The 14,517-nt window shown below is 56.8% G+C and carries 7 protein-coding genes and 2 rRNA genes; 7 read left to right on the forward strand and 2 right to left on the reverse strand.

Annotated features, from left to right (window positions below):
- Nucleotides 1-54 precede the first annotated feature (54 nt).
- The 7 genes from E8D52_10555 to E8D52_10585 all read left to right on the forward strand — a co-directional run bounded on the left by E8D52_10555 (nucleotide 55) and on the right by E8D52_10585 (nucleotide 10,442).
- Nucleotides 55-540, forward strand: a complete 486-nt coding sequence (locus tag E8D52_10555; GenBank protein TKB69385.1) for a hypothetical protein — start codon at nucleotides 55-57, stop codon at nucleotides 538-540.
- Nucleotides 541-1,170: 630 nt separating this feature from the next.
- Nucleotides 1,171-2,424 (forward strand): calcium-binding protein, encoded by a 1,254-nt coding sequence (locus tag E8D52_10560; protein ID TKB69386.1) that lies wholly within the window; start codon nucleotides 1,171-1,173, stop codon nucleotides 2,422-2,424.
- Between the two features lie 284 nt (nucleotides 2,425-2,708).
- A complete protein-coding gene (locus tag E8D52_10565; protein ID TKB69387.1) occupies nucleotides 2,709-4,502 on the forward strand; it encodes a type I secretion system permease/ATPase in 1,794 nt (597 codons plus the stop codon).
- A gap of 34 nt (nucleotides 4,503-4,536) precedes the next feature.
- Nucleotides 4,537-5,877, forward strand: a complete 1,341-nt coding sequence (locus E8D52_10570; protein TKB69388.1) for an HlyD family type I secretion periplasmic adaptor subunit — start codon at nucleotides 4,537-4,539, stop codon at nucleotides 5,875-5,877.
- Between the two features lie 69 nt (nucleotides 5,878-5,946).
- Nucleotides 5,947-7,296, forward strand: coding sequence for a hypothetical protein (locus E8D52_10575; protein ID TKB69389.1), 1,350 nt, complete (start codon nucleotides 5,947-5,949; stop codon nucleotides 7,294-7,296).
- Nucleotides 7,297-7,605: 309 nt separating this feature from the next.
- The gene (tkt, locus tag E8D52_10580; protein TKB69390.1) at nucleotides 7,606-9,819 is read left to right on the forward strand and encodes a transketolase; all 2,214 of its coding nucleotides are present in this window, start codon (nucleotides 7,606-7,608) and stop codon (nucleotides 9,817-9,819) included.
- Between the two features lie 380 nt (nucleotides 9,820-10,199).
- Nucleotides 10,200-10,442 carry a hypothetical protein gene (locus E8D52_10585; protein TKB69391.1) on the forward strand — a complete coding sequence of 81 codons (243 nt, stop codon included), beginning with the start codon at nucleotides 10,200-10,202 and terminating at the stop codon, nucleotides 10,440-10,442.
- Nucleotides 10,443-11,253: 811 nt separating this feature from the next.
- Here the strand turns inward: E8D52_10585 and rrf are convergent.
- Both rrf and E8D52_10595 read right to left on the reverse strand, forming a co-directional pair.
- Nucleotides 11,254-11,370, reverse strand: a 5S ribosomal RNA gene (gene rrf / locus E8D52_10590).
- A 134-nt stretch (nucleotides 11,371-11,504) separates the two neighbouring features.
- A 23S ribosomal RNA gene (locus tag E8D52_10595) occupies nucleotides 11,505-14,514 on the reverse strand.
- Nucleotides 14,515-14,517 lie beyond the last annotated feature (3 nt).

The following is a 14,517-nucleotide window of genomic DNA, read 5'->3' on the forward strand; positions in this document are numbered from 1 at the left end:
CTGAAATCCTGGTATCAATCCGAAATTAACAAGTCGTAGCTACATCAGCCCCATCTGTTATTCCAGAACACAGTGGGGAGCGGCTTCGACAGGCTCTCAGGTATTGAGAACGTCACCGGCACGAACTTCGCCGACACCCTCATCGGCAATGCCGGCAGTAACGTACTCAACGGTCTGGCTGGCAACGATCTGCTGACCGGTGGGGCCGGTCGCGATATCCTGACTGGCGGCAGCGGCTTCGATACCTTCGATTACAATGCGGCCAGCGACAGCCCAGCCAGCGCGGGCAGAGATGTCATCACCGATTTTCAGGGAAATGGAATATTCGCAGGCGACCGCATCGACCTGTCCACGATCGACGCCAATCTCTTTGCCTTCGGCAACCAGGCCTTCTTTCCGGGACAACTCAGTTATAACCAAGGAGCTGGGCTCCTGAGCATCAACATCCTCGGTAACTTGTCACCGGTGGATATGCAGATTCAGCTGACCGCCGGCACGCCGTTAGTCATTAGAGGGCCTTTCAGCGACATCATCCTGTAACCATCGCGACTCCACGCAGGGCGCCCTGCGTCGGCCGAGACGCAGATCCTGAACGGTTCTTGCGTATACCCCATTGATGATCGCATCTCCTTGTTCGCATCCAACCCAGCGACCTCACTCAGTATCGCAAGCCCATCAAGCTTAGTGTAGATGAGACCAGGAGGCTGGTCTTGTGAAGAGGATTTGATGCCTCCACAGACTCTCTCCGCTGCATCTATTCAGATACATCGATAGAATCTATTCAGATACATAAGTAGTATCTATTCAGATACTCCACGCGATGATCAGCAGGAGTGTTGGTCTACGTACAACTCAATAGGCAGGTCTTATACTGTTGAACGTACGTACAATCGGACCACCGCCAGATGGCTCCTGTGTTCGTGCCCACGTCGGCATCGAAATTGCTCAGCCCCAAGACTGACAATCAATCGTCGGTTCTGTACACAACCTCATCGAGAGTGACCGCACGAGATGGAAGGAGGACGCCGATGAGAGAAAGAAGTGCAGAAGCACGAAGCAATCTGAGTCTCAATCATGAGGGAGGGTGAGGCTCCATGGGAGCCGTTCCCCCTTCATCCACCCTGGCCAGGATGATCCGGTCAGGAGCACACATCAACAGAGGAGATTGTAATGGCGATTATTAATGGAACGAGTAGAAATGACAACGGCACCTTTCAGTTTACAAGTTCATTCCCATTTATTAAGTTTTTCCCCGTCCTGAATGGCACAGCCGGTAACGACACTATCAATGGATTGGCTGGAAACGATATCTTGAATGGGCTGGGGGGGAATGACACCCTCAACGGCGATGCCGGCAACGACATACTGAACGGGGGATTCGGGACCGACACCGCCCGGTACATCGGGGAAGGACCCGTCACGGTTAACCTCAACATTGCGGGACCGCAGAACACGGGAGGGGCCGGGAGTGACACGCTCGTGAGTATCGAAAACCTCATTGGTTCAAACTTCAACGACACCCTCACCGGCAATGCCTTCAACAACACCCTGGACGGGTGGTTGGGCAACGACACCCTCAACGGCGGAGGTGGCAATGACACGCTGCTCGGGTTCAGCGGCAACGACATCCTCAACGGGGGCAGTGGCAATGACGATCTCCGCGGGGAGTCCGGCAACGACACGCTGCGTGGCGGCACTGGCAATGACACGCTCAACGGTGGGTCCGGCGCCGACAACATGAACGGCGGCGACCAGAACGATACCTACTTCGTGGACAACACCGGCGATGTGACAGCAGAGTCCTTTAATGATGCGCTGGGCGGAGTGGACACCGTGAACTCGTCCGCAGCGTTCCATACCATAGGCTTCGGAATCGAGAACCTCACTCTGACCGGCTTCGCTGCCATCAATGGGACCGGCAATGGCAACAACAACACCATCACCGGCAATAACGCGGCGAACGTGCTCTCGGGCCTGGGTGGCGACGACCGCCTATTCGGCCTGCTTGGCAACGACACGCTGTTCGGTGGTGCTGGCAGCGACTTGCTGAACGGTGCAGCGGGCAGGGACATCATCGTCGGTGGCTCGGGGAACGATCGCTTGGATTACAACAGGCTCATCGATAGCACCGTTGCCCTTGCTGGCAGGGATGTCATCATTGGGTTTGCTGGGAACGGCATATTCGCTGGCGATCAGATCGACCTGAGGGATATTGATGCCAGGCCCACGGTGGCCGGTGACCAGGCCTTCACTTGGGTTGGCAATGCTCTGCCTCTGGGTGTAGGCCAGGCCGGCTATGTCGGTGGGGTTTTGTACGCTAACGTCGATGGAGGAGCGCCAGACTTCGCGATTCAGGTGGGCGTTCCATCACTCTTCGTCTCAGCGAATCCCCTCCTTCAGGGCGTGACCGACGTCCTCCTGTAGGACTCGGGCAACCACGGAGGGCGTCCTAATTCAGGGACGCCCTCCGTGGGCCGAGAGACGTGGATCCTGAATACTTCGGGTGTAGAGGCAGGTGGCGTTGATTATGGACTGTCATGATCAGCGCCACCGCTAGAGACAAAGAGATCACGCCGAATAGTTTGAAAGCTTCAGGCAAAATGCGGTACTAATGAGTCCTCTGTGAGCGCTGGTGCGTAGAGAGTACTACGGCTGGTTACCCTTGAGATGGCTCCACACCCTTATGGCTTCATGAATCGACGGTACCTATGACGACACCGAGCAGCACCACCCCAGCGACACCTCTGACCAGCGAGTCGTCCGATCTGCAACAGGCCTTGGCGGCCTGTCGTCGGTCCTTCCTAACCACTGCATTTTTTAGCTTGTTCGTGAATCTGCTGATGCTCGTGCCGGCCATCTACATGCTGGCCGTGTATGACCGGGTGCTGATGAGCCGCAGTGAGTCGACGCTGCTGATGCTCACGGTCATCACGATTTTTCTCTTCCTGGTGCTGGGTGGACTCGAATGGATCCGGTCACGGATTATGGTCGCCACGAGTGCCCGGCTCGACGAGCACCTCGGTGAACGGGTCTTTGATGCCATCTTTAGCCAATCCCTCACCAGCGGTGGAACGGCCGCCACGGCCCAACCCCTGACCGATCTGTTGCAGATCCGGCAATTCTTGACCGGGCCAGGGTTGCTGGCCTTTTTCGATGCACCCTGGATCCCGATCTATATCGGACTGATGTTCCTGTTTCATCTCTACTTCGGGATGGTGGCGGTCCTGTCTATGCTCCTGTTGGCGGGGCTTGCGTGGTGGAATGAGCTATCGACCCGCACCGATCTGGCAGACGCGAACCGCGAATCGATCGAGGCGACCCAGTTCGTCCAACGCAATCTACGTAACGCCGAAGTGGTGGAGGCCATGGGGATGTTGCCTCGCTTACGAGCACGCTGGTCCGCTCGACAAATACAGGTGTTAGCGCTGCAAAGTCGAGCCAGTACCACGGCCGGCTTGATCAACGCCCTGGCCCGCACCTACCGGCTGACGATTCAATCGCTCGTGTTGGGGCTGGGGGCCTATCTAGCCATCCAGAACGCGATCTCTCCAGGGCTGGTCATCTCCGGATCCATTCTCTTGGGGCGGGCGCTCGCGCCGCTCGACCAAATGATTGCCGGTTGGCGTGGGTTTCTTGGAGCGCGCGAGGCCTATGGGCGGCTGGATACGCTCCTCCGAACCATCCCTGAACGTGCCGCCCGCATGTCATTACCACCACTACGGGGGCAGGTCACACTGGAGGACCTCGTGATCGCGGTGCCGGGTCGGAACGAGCCCATTCTGAACGGGGTGACTCTCACGATCCAACCGGGGACGACGGTCGCGCTCATCGGACCGAGCGCGGCGGGGAAATCCACATTAGCGCGCGCGATCCTCGGCCTGTACCTTCCGGGGCGCGGACGGGTCTGTCTTGATAACGCAGACCTCCACAACTGGGATCGAACCCAGCTCGGCCAGTACGTGGGCTACCTCCCGCAAGATGTGGAATTGCTCGACGGCACCGTTGCGGAGAACATCGCGCGCTTCGGTCAGATCGAGGCGGACCGTGTGGTGGAAGCCGCCCAATGGGCGGGCATCCATGAGATGATCTTGACCTTGCCGCAGGCCTACGACACCCCACTGATCGGTCGCGGCGTTGCCCTCTCCGCCGGGCAACAGCAACGCCTCGGCATTGCCCGGGCGATCTACGGACGTCCGCGCGTGGTGGTCCTCGATGAACCCAATGCGAACCTCGACATGGCTGGGGAAGCCGCCCTCATGACCACGTTACGACTCTTACAACGGGATGGCTGTACGGTGGTGGTGGTCACACATCGCACGAATGTGCTCCAGGCCGTGCACAAGATCGCGCTGATCGTGCAGGGGAAACTGGCCCGGTATGGATCGCGTGAAGAGATCCTGGCGGCCATGGCCCAACCGCCGTCCGCGGTGTCTCCACCAAGTCCGGCAGCAAACGCACGCTTGGAGCATGTCCTGCCGGTCGTTCCGGAACAAACTGTGTAAAGGAGTGTGCTCATGTGTAGTCGACAGGTGCCCTATGTCTGAGTTATTGCTCGACGCGCCACGTCACAGCTTGAGCGACGACCGCGCGATCTGCCGGCAGGGGTTTGCGCTGGTGCTGGTGGTCTTCGGCGGATTCGGAGCGTGGGCGGCGCTGGCCCCGCTGCAGAGTGCCTCCTTGGCACCGGGGGTCATTACCGTGGAGCACTACCGGAAAACGGTGCAGCACCTGGAGGGCGGCATTATTCGAAGTCTTGCGGTGCAGGATGGGGACTCCGTGCAGCACGACCAGGTGCTCGCGACACTGGACGATACCCACTCACGGGCGCAGCTGGAAGTCTTGCGGGGGCAGCTCTATAGCAGGACCGCGCAGGAAGCCCGCCTGGCAGCCCAGCGCGACGGACTTCCGGTCGTACACTATCCCCCAGACTTACTCGCACACCGAGATGACCCGCGCGTCCAGGACGCGCTGCGGTTGCAGGATCAAACATTTGCGGTGCGCCGGGTGGCGAGCGACGGTGAGCGGGCGGTGTATCGCCGACAGATCGAGCAACTGCGGGCCAAGGTGAAGGGGCTGCACACGCAGATGGTCAACCGCGATCGACTCGTGGAGTCCTACCGGGGAGAGCTTGCCGACTTCACAAGTCTGTTGAAGGAGGGCTTCACCGAGAAACAGAAGGTCGAGGAACTCGACCGAGCCCTGGCTCAGAGCGAGGGCCAACGAGGGCAACTGCTGTCCGATATCGCGGCGAGTGAGTTACACATGGCGGAGATCGAACTGAAAATCCTGCAAGTGCAGAAAGACCTGCAACGGGATGTCGCCAAAGAGCTGAGCACCGTCCAGGACGAACTCTTCCAGCTCCGGGAGAAAGTGCAGTCGCTGGAGAGTCTGGTCAACCGTGCCGTCATCAAGGCCCCCGTCTCCGGGATGGTACTGGGGTTGACCCTGCATACCCTTGGAGCCGTGCTCCCCCCGGGTGGACGGTTGCTCGACATCGTCCCGCAACATCAGAAGCTCATCATCGAAGCCCAAGTCGCGCCCATCGACATTGATCGGGTCACGGTGGGACAGGTCGCGGAGGTGCGGTTCAGCGCGTTCAAGACCCGCGATGTGCCCACGATCGAGGGGACGCTGATCAGTCTCTCGGCGGATCGGCTTGTACGAGACACCAAAGAAAGTACGAGCGGGGAAACCGCATACTATTTGGCACGGGTCGCTGTCTCTCCCAAGGGCCTCGAGGCCCTGAGTTCAGCCAACCTTGAACTGGTACCGGGAATGCCCGCGGAGGTGCTCATCAAGACCGGGGCACGAACCTTGGTGCAGTATTTGATGAAGCCTCTGACCGACACCTTCACACGCGCCTTTCTCGAGGATTGAGCGGAGAGACGACGCGGTCTCCTTCCAATCCAGACGGGTGTCCTGGTAACCACGCACAAAGCGGAGTCGATGACAATGGGAAACCTCATCCTTCTCGTGTTGACCCTGACGCTTCTCAGCCCGACGGCCGAGGCGGCAGAACGCCCACCAGCCAATTTACTGGAACTCTACGATCTGGCGTTGGCCACCAATCCAGTCGTGATGGGCCGAAAGTATTCCGTTGTGCAGGTGGAGGCCCAGCAGGATCAGGCTCGCAGCAAACTCTTGCCCCAAGTGTCGGCCACGGGCTTCATCTCGTGGAACGAATTGACTCAAGAAACCACGAACGCCTTCACACAACAAACGACAGATTTCACGTCACAGTATCAAGGGTTGCGCGGTGTGGTGCAGGCGCGGCAAGCGCTGTTCGACCTGGCCTCCTATCGCGCCTATGAGGGCGCGGGGTTGACCGTGAAGCAGGCAGAGCAAGACTTGGAGAACGCCCGCATGGGGCTCGCCACCGACTTAGTCGATCGCTATTTGGAGTACTTGCAGGCCCATGATGAGGCCACATACGTACAGAGCGAATTAGACGTGACTGACGGGGAGATGCAGCGGATCCGCCGCCTGTACGAGCGCGCCATGGCGAAGGTCACCGATCTCTACGAGGTGGAGGCCTACTACCAGACCCTCAAAACGCGAGAACTTGAACTCCACAATGCGAAGGCCATTGCCTTGGAAAAGGTGCGAGAAATAGTTGGGGTGCCGGTGCTTGATCTTGCGCGCCTGACGAAAGAAGAGTTGCCGTCAGTGCCTGGGCAAGCCGATCAGTGGGTGGCCGACGCGGTCTCGCGTCATCCGGCCATCCAGGCGTTGCACCACGCAATGGACGCGACGGCGAAGAGCATCGCCAGTCAGTGGGCCAACCATCTCCCACAGTTGTCTCTGCAGATGAGCGGTATTTATGCCAAGAATGGTGGGTTCGATAACCGCCAGCTGGACCCGTATACGGTCGGTACCTTGGGGCTGCAGCTCAATATGCCGCTGTATTCCGGCGGAAGTGTGAAAGCCGGGGAGCGCGAAGCCATCGCCCGTTTTGAAATGACCAAATACAAGCACGTGCAAAAGCAACGGGAGATCGAACGGGAGACGCGGACGGCGTATCTGAATGCCCAAACAGGATACTCACGCATCGCCTCGACGGCGCGCGAGGTGGAGGCCCGCATCAAAGCCCGGGATGGCCAGCAACGGGGCTATGAGCTGGGCGCAGCGACGATCGTGGCGCTGCTGGAAGCGAAAAAGAATCTCCTCAAATCTCGGTTTGCCTACGCCAGGGGCCGCTACGACTATATCCGATCCCTGGTGGCCTTACGCGTGTGGGGCGGGACCCTCACCCGGACGGATCTGGAGGAACTCAACAGTTGGCTGGCACGGACTTGAAGACCGGCTTTCAGGATATGGTAGGCCTGGCTACGCGGACAGCACTCCGCTGAGTACTCAAAAGTCAAAGAAGCGCCGAGCAGGTGATTGAAAATGATTGTGGCACTTCCACCAGCGTCGCTTCACCAGAATCTACAATACTATCGTCACGAATAGACCCCACCGACTTTCTCCGTGGAAAGTAGCATGCCCTGCAAGTGGACAAAACAAGAATAGCCACACGACTTTTCAGCCATCAAGCTCGTGTCCTAACCCTCATGAGTTGTTTGGAGCCAAACTTCTTGCAGTGGGGTCTTTCCTTTGGACAGGATGCTCAGCTATTCCATCGTGTGTGGTTTCCTCACATCTTCTTCACGTCATCTCTCAAGCTTGCGCTTGAAACGACCGACATACTTGAAGGGAACCATCGACAGTAGCGCTCCAGAAACACACTGCCAGAACAAGGGGGCCATAGTGACGAACGCACAACTCGACCAGACCTGTATCAACACGATCCGTACTCTTTCGATGGATGCCGTGCAGCAAGCCAATTCAGGCCACCCAGGAACACCGATGGCCATGGCCCCGGTGGCCTACTGTCTCTGGCAGCGAATCCTCCGGTTTGATCCGAGCGATCCGATTTGGCCGAATCGAGACCGATTCGTGCTGTCGATGGGGCACGCCTCCATGCTCCTCTACTCACTGCTGCATTTGACCGGAGTGAAGGCAGTCAATCCTCAGTACGAACGGCTGGGTGAGCTCTCGGTGCAACTGGACGACCTCAAACACTTCCGTCAGCTCAACAGTAAATGTGCAGGACACCCGGAATACCGCTGGACCTCTGGCGTGGAGACCACGACCGGTCCGCTCGGACAAGGGGTTGCCACCAGCGTTGGAATGGCCATCGCCGCCCAGTGGCAAGCCCAGTACTTCAATCGCCCAGGGTTCGACATGTTTGACTACAACGTCTACGCGCTCTGTGGCGACGGCTGCATGATGGAAGGTGTCACAGGAGAAGCGGCGTCCCTGGCGGCGCATTTGAAACTGTCCAACCTCTGCTGGATCTACGATAACAACAAGATCACGATCGAAGGACACACGGACTGGGCCTTCAGTGAAGACGTGGCCACCCGGTTCATCGGATACGGATGGAATGTCACCCGGGTTGGCGACGCCAACGATCTCGACATGCTTGAACGAGCCTTGACCACGTTTAAAAAGGAGGCGGATCGCCCAACGCTGATCATCGTCGATAGTCATATCGCCTATGGTTCCCCCAATAAACAAGATACCCATGCCGCACACGGCGAACCGCTGGGCGAAGAAGAAATTCGGCTGACCAAACAGAACTACGGCTGGCCGGAACACGAAACGTTCCTGGTACCAAAGGGCGTCCGCGAACATTTCCAGGAGGGCATGGGACAGCGTGGGCGCGAGGCGCGCGCGGCCTGGATGGCCAAGTTTGAAGACTATCAGCGACAATTCCCTCAGCTCGCCGATCACCTCGCTCACATGCAACAGCGCCAACTACCTGAGGGCTGGGACAAGGATCTTCCGGTATTCCCTCCCGATGCCAAAGGAGTGGCCGGCCGCGATGCCTCGAGTAAGGTGCTCAACGTCCTGGCGAAAAACGTCCCGTGGCTCTTAGGAGGATCGGCGGACCTGGCCCCATCAACAAAGACCCGCTTGACCTTCGAGGGAGCCGGCGATTTCACCGCGAAGGATCGCGGTGGCCGTAACCTCCACTTCGGCGTTCGGGAACATGCGATGGGCTCCGTGTTAAACGGTCTCTCGCTCTCCAAAGTGCGCCCGTATGGCTCAGGCTTCCTAATTTTTAGTGATTACAGCCGGGGTGCGATCCGATTGAGCGCGCTGATGGAAATCCCCGTCATCCACATTTTCACGCATGATTCGATCGGGGTTGGCGAGGATGGCCCCACGCACCAGCCGATCGAGCAGCTAGCCTCGCTGCGAGCTGTTCCGAATCTCATCGTCCTTCGGCCTGCCGATGCGAATGAAGTGTCCGAAGCATGGCGAGTCATCATGCACATGCAGCACGAGCCGGTGGCGTTGATTCTAACCCGCCAGGCCCTTCCAACCATCGACCGTACTAAATATGCACCTGCGTCCGGAGTGGCGAAAGGCGCCTACGTGTTGGCCGACGCGCCTGGAGGAAAACCGGACGTGCTGCTCATCGCCAGTGGCAGTGAAGTCTCGCTCTGCCTTGAGGCAGCGGAGCAGTTGAAGGCAAAAGGAATCAAGGCCCGCGTGGTGAGCATGCCCTCCTGGGAGCTGTTCGAGCACCAGCCGCAGGCCTATCGCGACAGCGTGCTTCCTCCAGCCGTCACGGCACGGGTCTGCATCGAACAGGCCTCCACGTTTGGATGGGCAGCGTATGCAGGGCTGACAGGCGAGATCATCGGTATGAAATCGTTTGGCGCATCGGCTCCTCTCAAGGAACTTCAAAAGAAATTCGGGTTCACGACGGACAACGTCGTGGCAGCGGCAATAAGGCAGATTCAGAAGCCCGCAAAAGCCGCCTGATCTTCTCAAGAGGTTGCCTGCTCTCCCAGGCAACCTCTTTCATCTCAACACCTATGAAGCACGGACAACGCAGACTACGGTATTGTCCATTGCACAGAGTCGTTGTCACCTTTCGCGGAGAAGACCAATAGATTCAGGGTAGACCCGACCAAGTACAATCGTCCAGACAAACTTTTTTCGACTACAGACTCCCGACCGCTTTATTTCGTCTTCGGTGTTTACGTCGAACTGTATCAGTTGCCACCCTGCCAAATAGACCTAACTGATAGTAGGTCTTCTTCTCCGTTGCTAATTAGGTCTCCTTAGGAGCTATCATGCGAATAGTTGAAACAACACTGCTCGCGTTTTGAGGCAAAGAGCAAGCTAGGAAAGGAGAGTGTATGCTCACAGCCAAAAGCCAACTTGCTCAGGACACAGTGGCCGCAATGGTGTTTGTCTTCGCTCTTGGCTCTCTCTCGATGATCTGGCCCGGCATCATTGCTCTCAGCTTCGGTCTCTTTCTGCTGCTCCAATCGCTCGGGTTCGGACAGGAGATCACGATGCTGTCGTTGACCGAGGTCTCTAATTTACCGATTGCCCTCGCCTCTTTTCGACGATCCGGTCCTCCGTCAATTCTTTCCTAGCATCTGAGTAGGGCCGCACCTTGCACTCCTACATCGAGCGACTTCTCGTCGCGTGACAGCCAATGTGGGTCAAGCCTTGCCATCCAACATTCCTGACAGCGGGTTGATCGCAAAAGACCACCACCTGGGATTTCAGATTATAGACTCTCCGCAGATCCGGCCGCACAACCAGCCAGCGCATCCTTTCGCACATCAACCTCCACAGTAGTCTTCTCCGGGAGACCTGCCCTATCGGCCACACGCTTGGGGACCCGAAGGAGCACACAGTGTCGTCGATCCAGCAGAAGCACATGCCCATGCGACTCACCCACGTGGCTTCTCTGGTGAATACTTGATTGCAGGAACACAGTCAGTCTGACGCTGTTTGATGCTCACCTGCTCCTATTTCATATCCGTCCGTATAGATGTCAGAACAGATCTGCGTAATACGTTTTCGAACGACGGCTTACCGTATAGCTGGGGCTTACTGTCGAAGAGATGAAAACCGAGGAATCTCCTTGTAATCCAATATTCCTAAAAACAGGCGGCTGAATTATCTATCGGGTTCAGCTAAAAAATACATGCCAGGGGGTCGGTGTCGATCTCTAGCCCCTACTCTTCCTTACATCTCGTCTTCTTTCGAAGCGGATTAAGCCAGCTTTGCTACCTCCACCTATCGTATATGCCATCAATCAACCGCTCGCCACAAGCAGACAGCCTTGTCGTACTTGCCGTACGCAACAAAACCAACCAACTTTCTTCTGGACGTTGCTAAAGGTTTAATAAAATAGAAAAGGCCCGCTGATCTTTCGACCAGCGGGCCTTCATTGTAACCCGGCAGCGTCCTACTTTCCCACTGCCTCGCGGCAGCAGTAGCATCGGCCTTGGAGGGCTTAACTTCCGTGTTCGGTATGGGAACGGGTGGGGCCCCTCCGGTATGGCCACCGGGAACATTCGTCAATAAATATGTCTTGACTGTTTCATCCTGAGCCTGAGACTAACAGACAGAGCTCAGAACTTTTCTTTAGTAATCCACAATACGTTCTTTGTATCGTGGTGAGACCATGTCTATCAGGAGCAAAGGATGTTAAACCGCACGACCGATTAGTACTGGTTAGCTACAGCGCTCACACGCCTTCCACACCCAGCCTATCAAACTCGTGGTCTACGAGTGGTCTTTAGGTAGCATACTGCTACGGGAGAGCTTATCTTGAGGCACGCTTCTCGCTTAGATGCTTTCAGCGATTATCGCTACCGGACATAGCTACCCGGCGCTGCCGTTGGCACGACAACCGGCACACTAGAGGTCCGTCCTTCACAGTCCTCTCGTACTAGTGAAAGCCCCTCTCAACTCTCCTCCGCCCACAACAGATAGGGACCGAACTGTCTCACGACGTTCTGAACCCAACTCTCGTACCGCTTTAATAGGCGAACAGCCTAACCCTTGGGACCAGCTTCAGCCCCAGGATGCGATGAGTCGACATCGAGGTGCCAAACCTCCCCGTCGATGTGAACTCTTGGGGGAGATCAGCCTGTTATCCCCGGCGTACCTTTTATCCGTTGAGCGATGGCCCTTCCACACAGAACCACCGGATCACTAAGTCCGACTTTCGTCTCTGCTCGAGCTGTCGCTCTCGCAGTCAAGCTCCCTTATGCCTTTGCACTCGACGGCTGATTACCGACCAGCCTGAGGGAACCTTTGAACGCCTCCGTTACTTTTTTGGAGGCGACCGCCCCAGTCAAACTACCCACCAGACACTGTCTTCGTCCTGGATGACAGGACCGAGTTAGAATATCAGAACGTTCAGGGTGGTATTTCAAGGACGCCTCCACGCGACCTAGCGGCCACGCTTCGTAGGCTCCCACCTATCCTACACAGCCCCTTCCAACATCCAATGTCAAGTTGTAGTAAAGGTGCACAGGGTCTTTCCGTCTAGTTGCGGGCACCCGGCTTCTTCACCGGAACAACAAATTCGCTGAGTCACTTCCCGAGACAGCGCTCCAGTCGTTACGCCATTCATGCAGGTCGGAACTTACCCGACAAGGAATTTCGCTACCTTAGGACCGTTATAGTTACGGCCGCCGTTTACTGGGGCTTCCCTTCAAAGCTTTGCCTTGCGGCTAACTCCTCCGGTTAACCTTCCAGCACCGGGCAGGCGTCAGACCCTATACGTCCACTTGCGTGTTCGCAGAGTCCTGTGTTTTTGGTAAACAGTCGCTAGAGCCACTTTATTGCAACCTCGTTCGGCTTGGATTGTACACCCTTACCTACGCGAGGCACCCCTTCTCCCGAAGTTACGGGGCTAAATTGCAAAGTTCCTTAGGGAGTGTTCTCTCACGCCCCTTGGTATATTCTACCGGCCTACCTGTGTCGGTTTGCGGTACGGACACTATCATGACTCGCTACGAGGCTTTTCTCGGCAGCATGGGATCAGTCCGTTTATGGCCTTGCGGCCTCCCCATCACATCTCGGCGTTAACGGCCTCGCGGATTTGCCTACGAGACCCGCCTACCTGCTTGGACCGGGCATTCCAGCGACCCGGCGGTGCCTACCCTTCTGCGTCCCCCCTTCGCTGATAACGTCATAACAGTGGTACAGGAATGTTGACCTGTTTTCCATCGCCTACGTCTATCGACCTCGGCTTAGGACCCGACTAACCCTGACCTGACGAACATAGGCCAGGAAACCTTAGGCTTACGGGGACGATGATTCTCACATCGTTTATCGCTACTTATGCCTGCATAATCTCTTCTCTACGCTCCAGTTGTCCTTGCCGGTCAACCTTCACAGCGAAGAGAATGCTCCCCTACCACTCACCTCTTGCGAGGCAAGTCCGTAGCTTCGGTGGTGAACTTGAGCCCCGTTATATTTTCGGCGCAAAATCGCTCGACCAGTGAGCTATTACGCACTCTTTAAAGGATGGCTGCTTCTAAGCCAACCTCCTGGCTGTCTGAGCGACCTTACAACCTTTTCCACTTAGCTCACGCTTAGGGACCTTAGCTGACGGTCTGGGCTATTTCCCTTTTGACCACGGATCTTAGCACCCGTAGTCTAACTCCCGTGCGTCCAGTAACGGCATTCGGAGTTTGGTTGGGTTCAGTAGCGTTGGAACGCCCCTAGCCCATCCAGTGCTCTACCTCCGTCACGGCTGTCACGAGGCTAACCCTCTAGTTATTTCGGGGAGAACCAGCAATCACGGAGTTTGATTAGCCTTTCACCCCTACCCACAGCTCATCCGAGCTTTTTGCAACAAACATCAGTTCAGGCCTCCTCCGCCTGTTACGGCGGATTCGCCTTGGCCATGGGTAGATCACTCCGCTTCGGGTCTATCCTACGCAACTAAATGCCCAATTCGGACTCGCTTTCGCTACGGCTCCGGCTTTTCGCCTTAACCTTGCTACGCAGGATAACTCGCAGGCTCATTAAGCAAAAGGCACACGATCAGGCATTCCCTTGCGGGCATAGCCCTTTCGTTGCTTGTAGGTGTACGGTTTCAGGTTCTATTTCACTCCCCTCACCGGGGTTCTTTTCACCTTTCCCTCACGGTACTGGTGCGCTATCGGTCATCAGCGAGTATTTAGCCTTGGAACGTGGTCGTCCCGGATTCCCACAGGGTTTCTCGAGCCCCGCGGTACTCAGGAATCTCATCCAGCAAGTTAGGGTCTTGTCGTCTACAGGGCTATCACCTTCTGTGGCCGGACTTTCCAGACCGTTCAACTAAGATCCTATTTTGTAACTTGCCGACGGCACCGTATTGCCATCAGATGAAACCCTACAACACCACAGCGACAACGCACACGGGCTTGACATCACTGTGGTTTGGGCTATTCCCTTTTCGCTCGCCACTACTAAGGGAATCTCTATTGATTTCTATTCCTGCAGGTACTGAGATGTTTCACTTCCCTGCGTGGGCTTCTCATGTCCTATGTATTCAGACATGGATAGGCGGCATTAATCGCCTGGGTTTCCCCATTCGGACATCCTCGGATCACGGCCTGCTTGCGGCTTCCCGAGGCTTATCGCAGCTAGCTACGTCCTTCATCGCCTGCTGATGCCAGGGCATTCACCGTACACCCTTAGTAGCTTAACAATCAC

The sequence above is a fragment of the Nitrospira sp. genome (assembly GCA_005116745.1).
Classification (GTDB): domain Bacteria; phylum Nitrospirota; class Nitrospiria; order Nitrospirales; family Nitrospiraceae; genus Nitrospira_D.

What these genes read in the sequence shown, in the direction of transcription:
- E8D52_10560 (TKB69386.1), top strand. Translation starts at nt 1,171, where the DNA reads ATGGCGATTATTAATGGAACGAGTAGAAATGACAACGGCACCTTTCAG.
- E8D52_10565 (TKB69387.1), top strand. Translation starts at nt 2,709, where the DNA reads ATGACGACACCGAGCAGCACCACCCCAGCGACACCTCTGACCAGCGAG.
- E8D52_10570 (TKB69388.1), top strand. Translation starts at nt 4,537, where the DNA reads ATGTCTGAGTTATTGCTCGACGCGCCACGTCACAGCTTGAGCGACGAC.
- E8D52_10575 (TKB69389.1), top strand. Translation starts at nt 5,947, where the DNA reads ATGACAATGGGAAACCTCATCCTTCTCGTGTTGACCCTGACGCTTCTC.
- tkt (TKB69390.1), top strand. Translation starts at nt 7,606, where the DNA reads ATGCTCAGCTATTCCATCGTGTGTGGTTTCCTCACATCTTCTTCACGT.
- E8D52_10585 (TKB69391.1), top strand. Translation starts at nt 10,200, where the DNA reads ATGCTCACAGCCAAAAGCCAACTTGCTCAGGACACAGTGGCCGCAATG.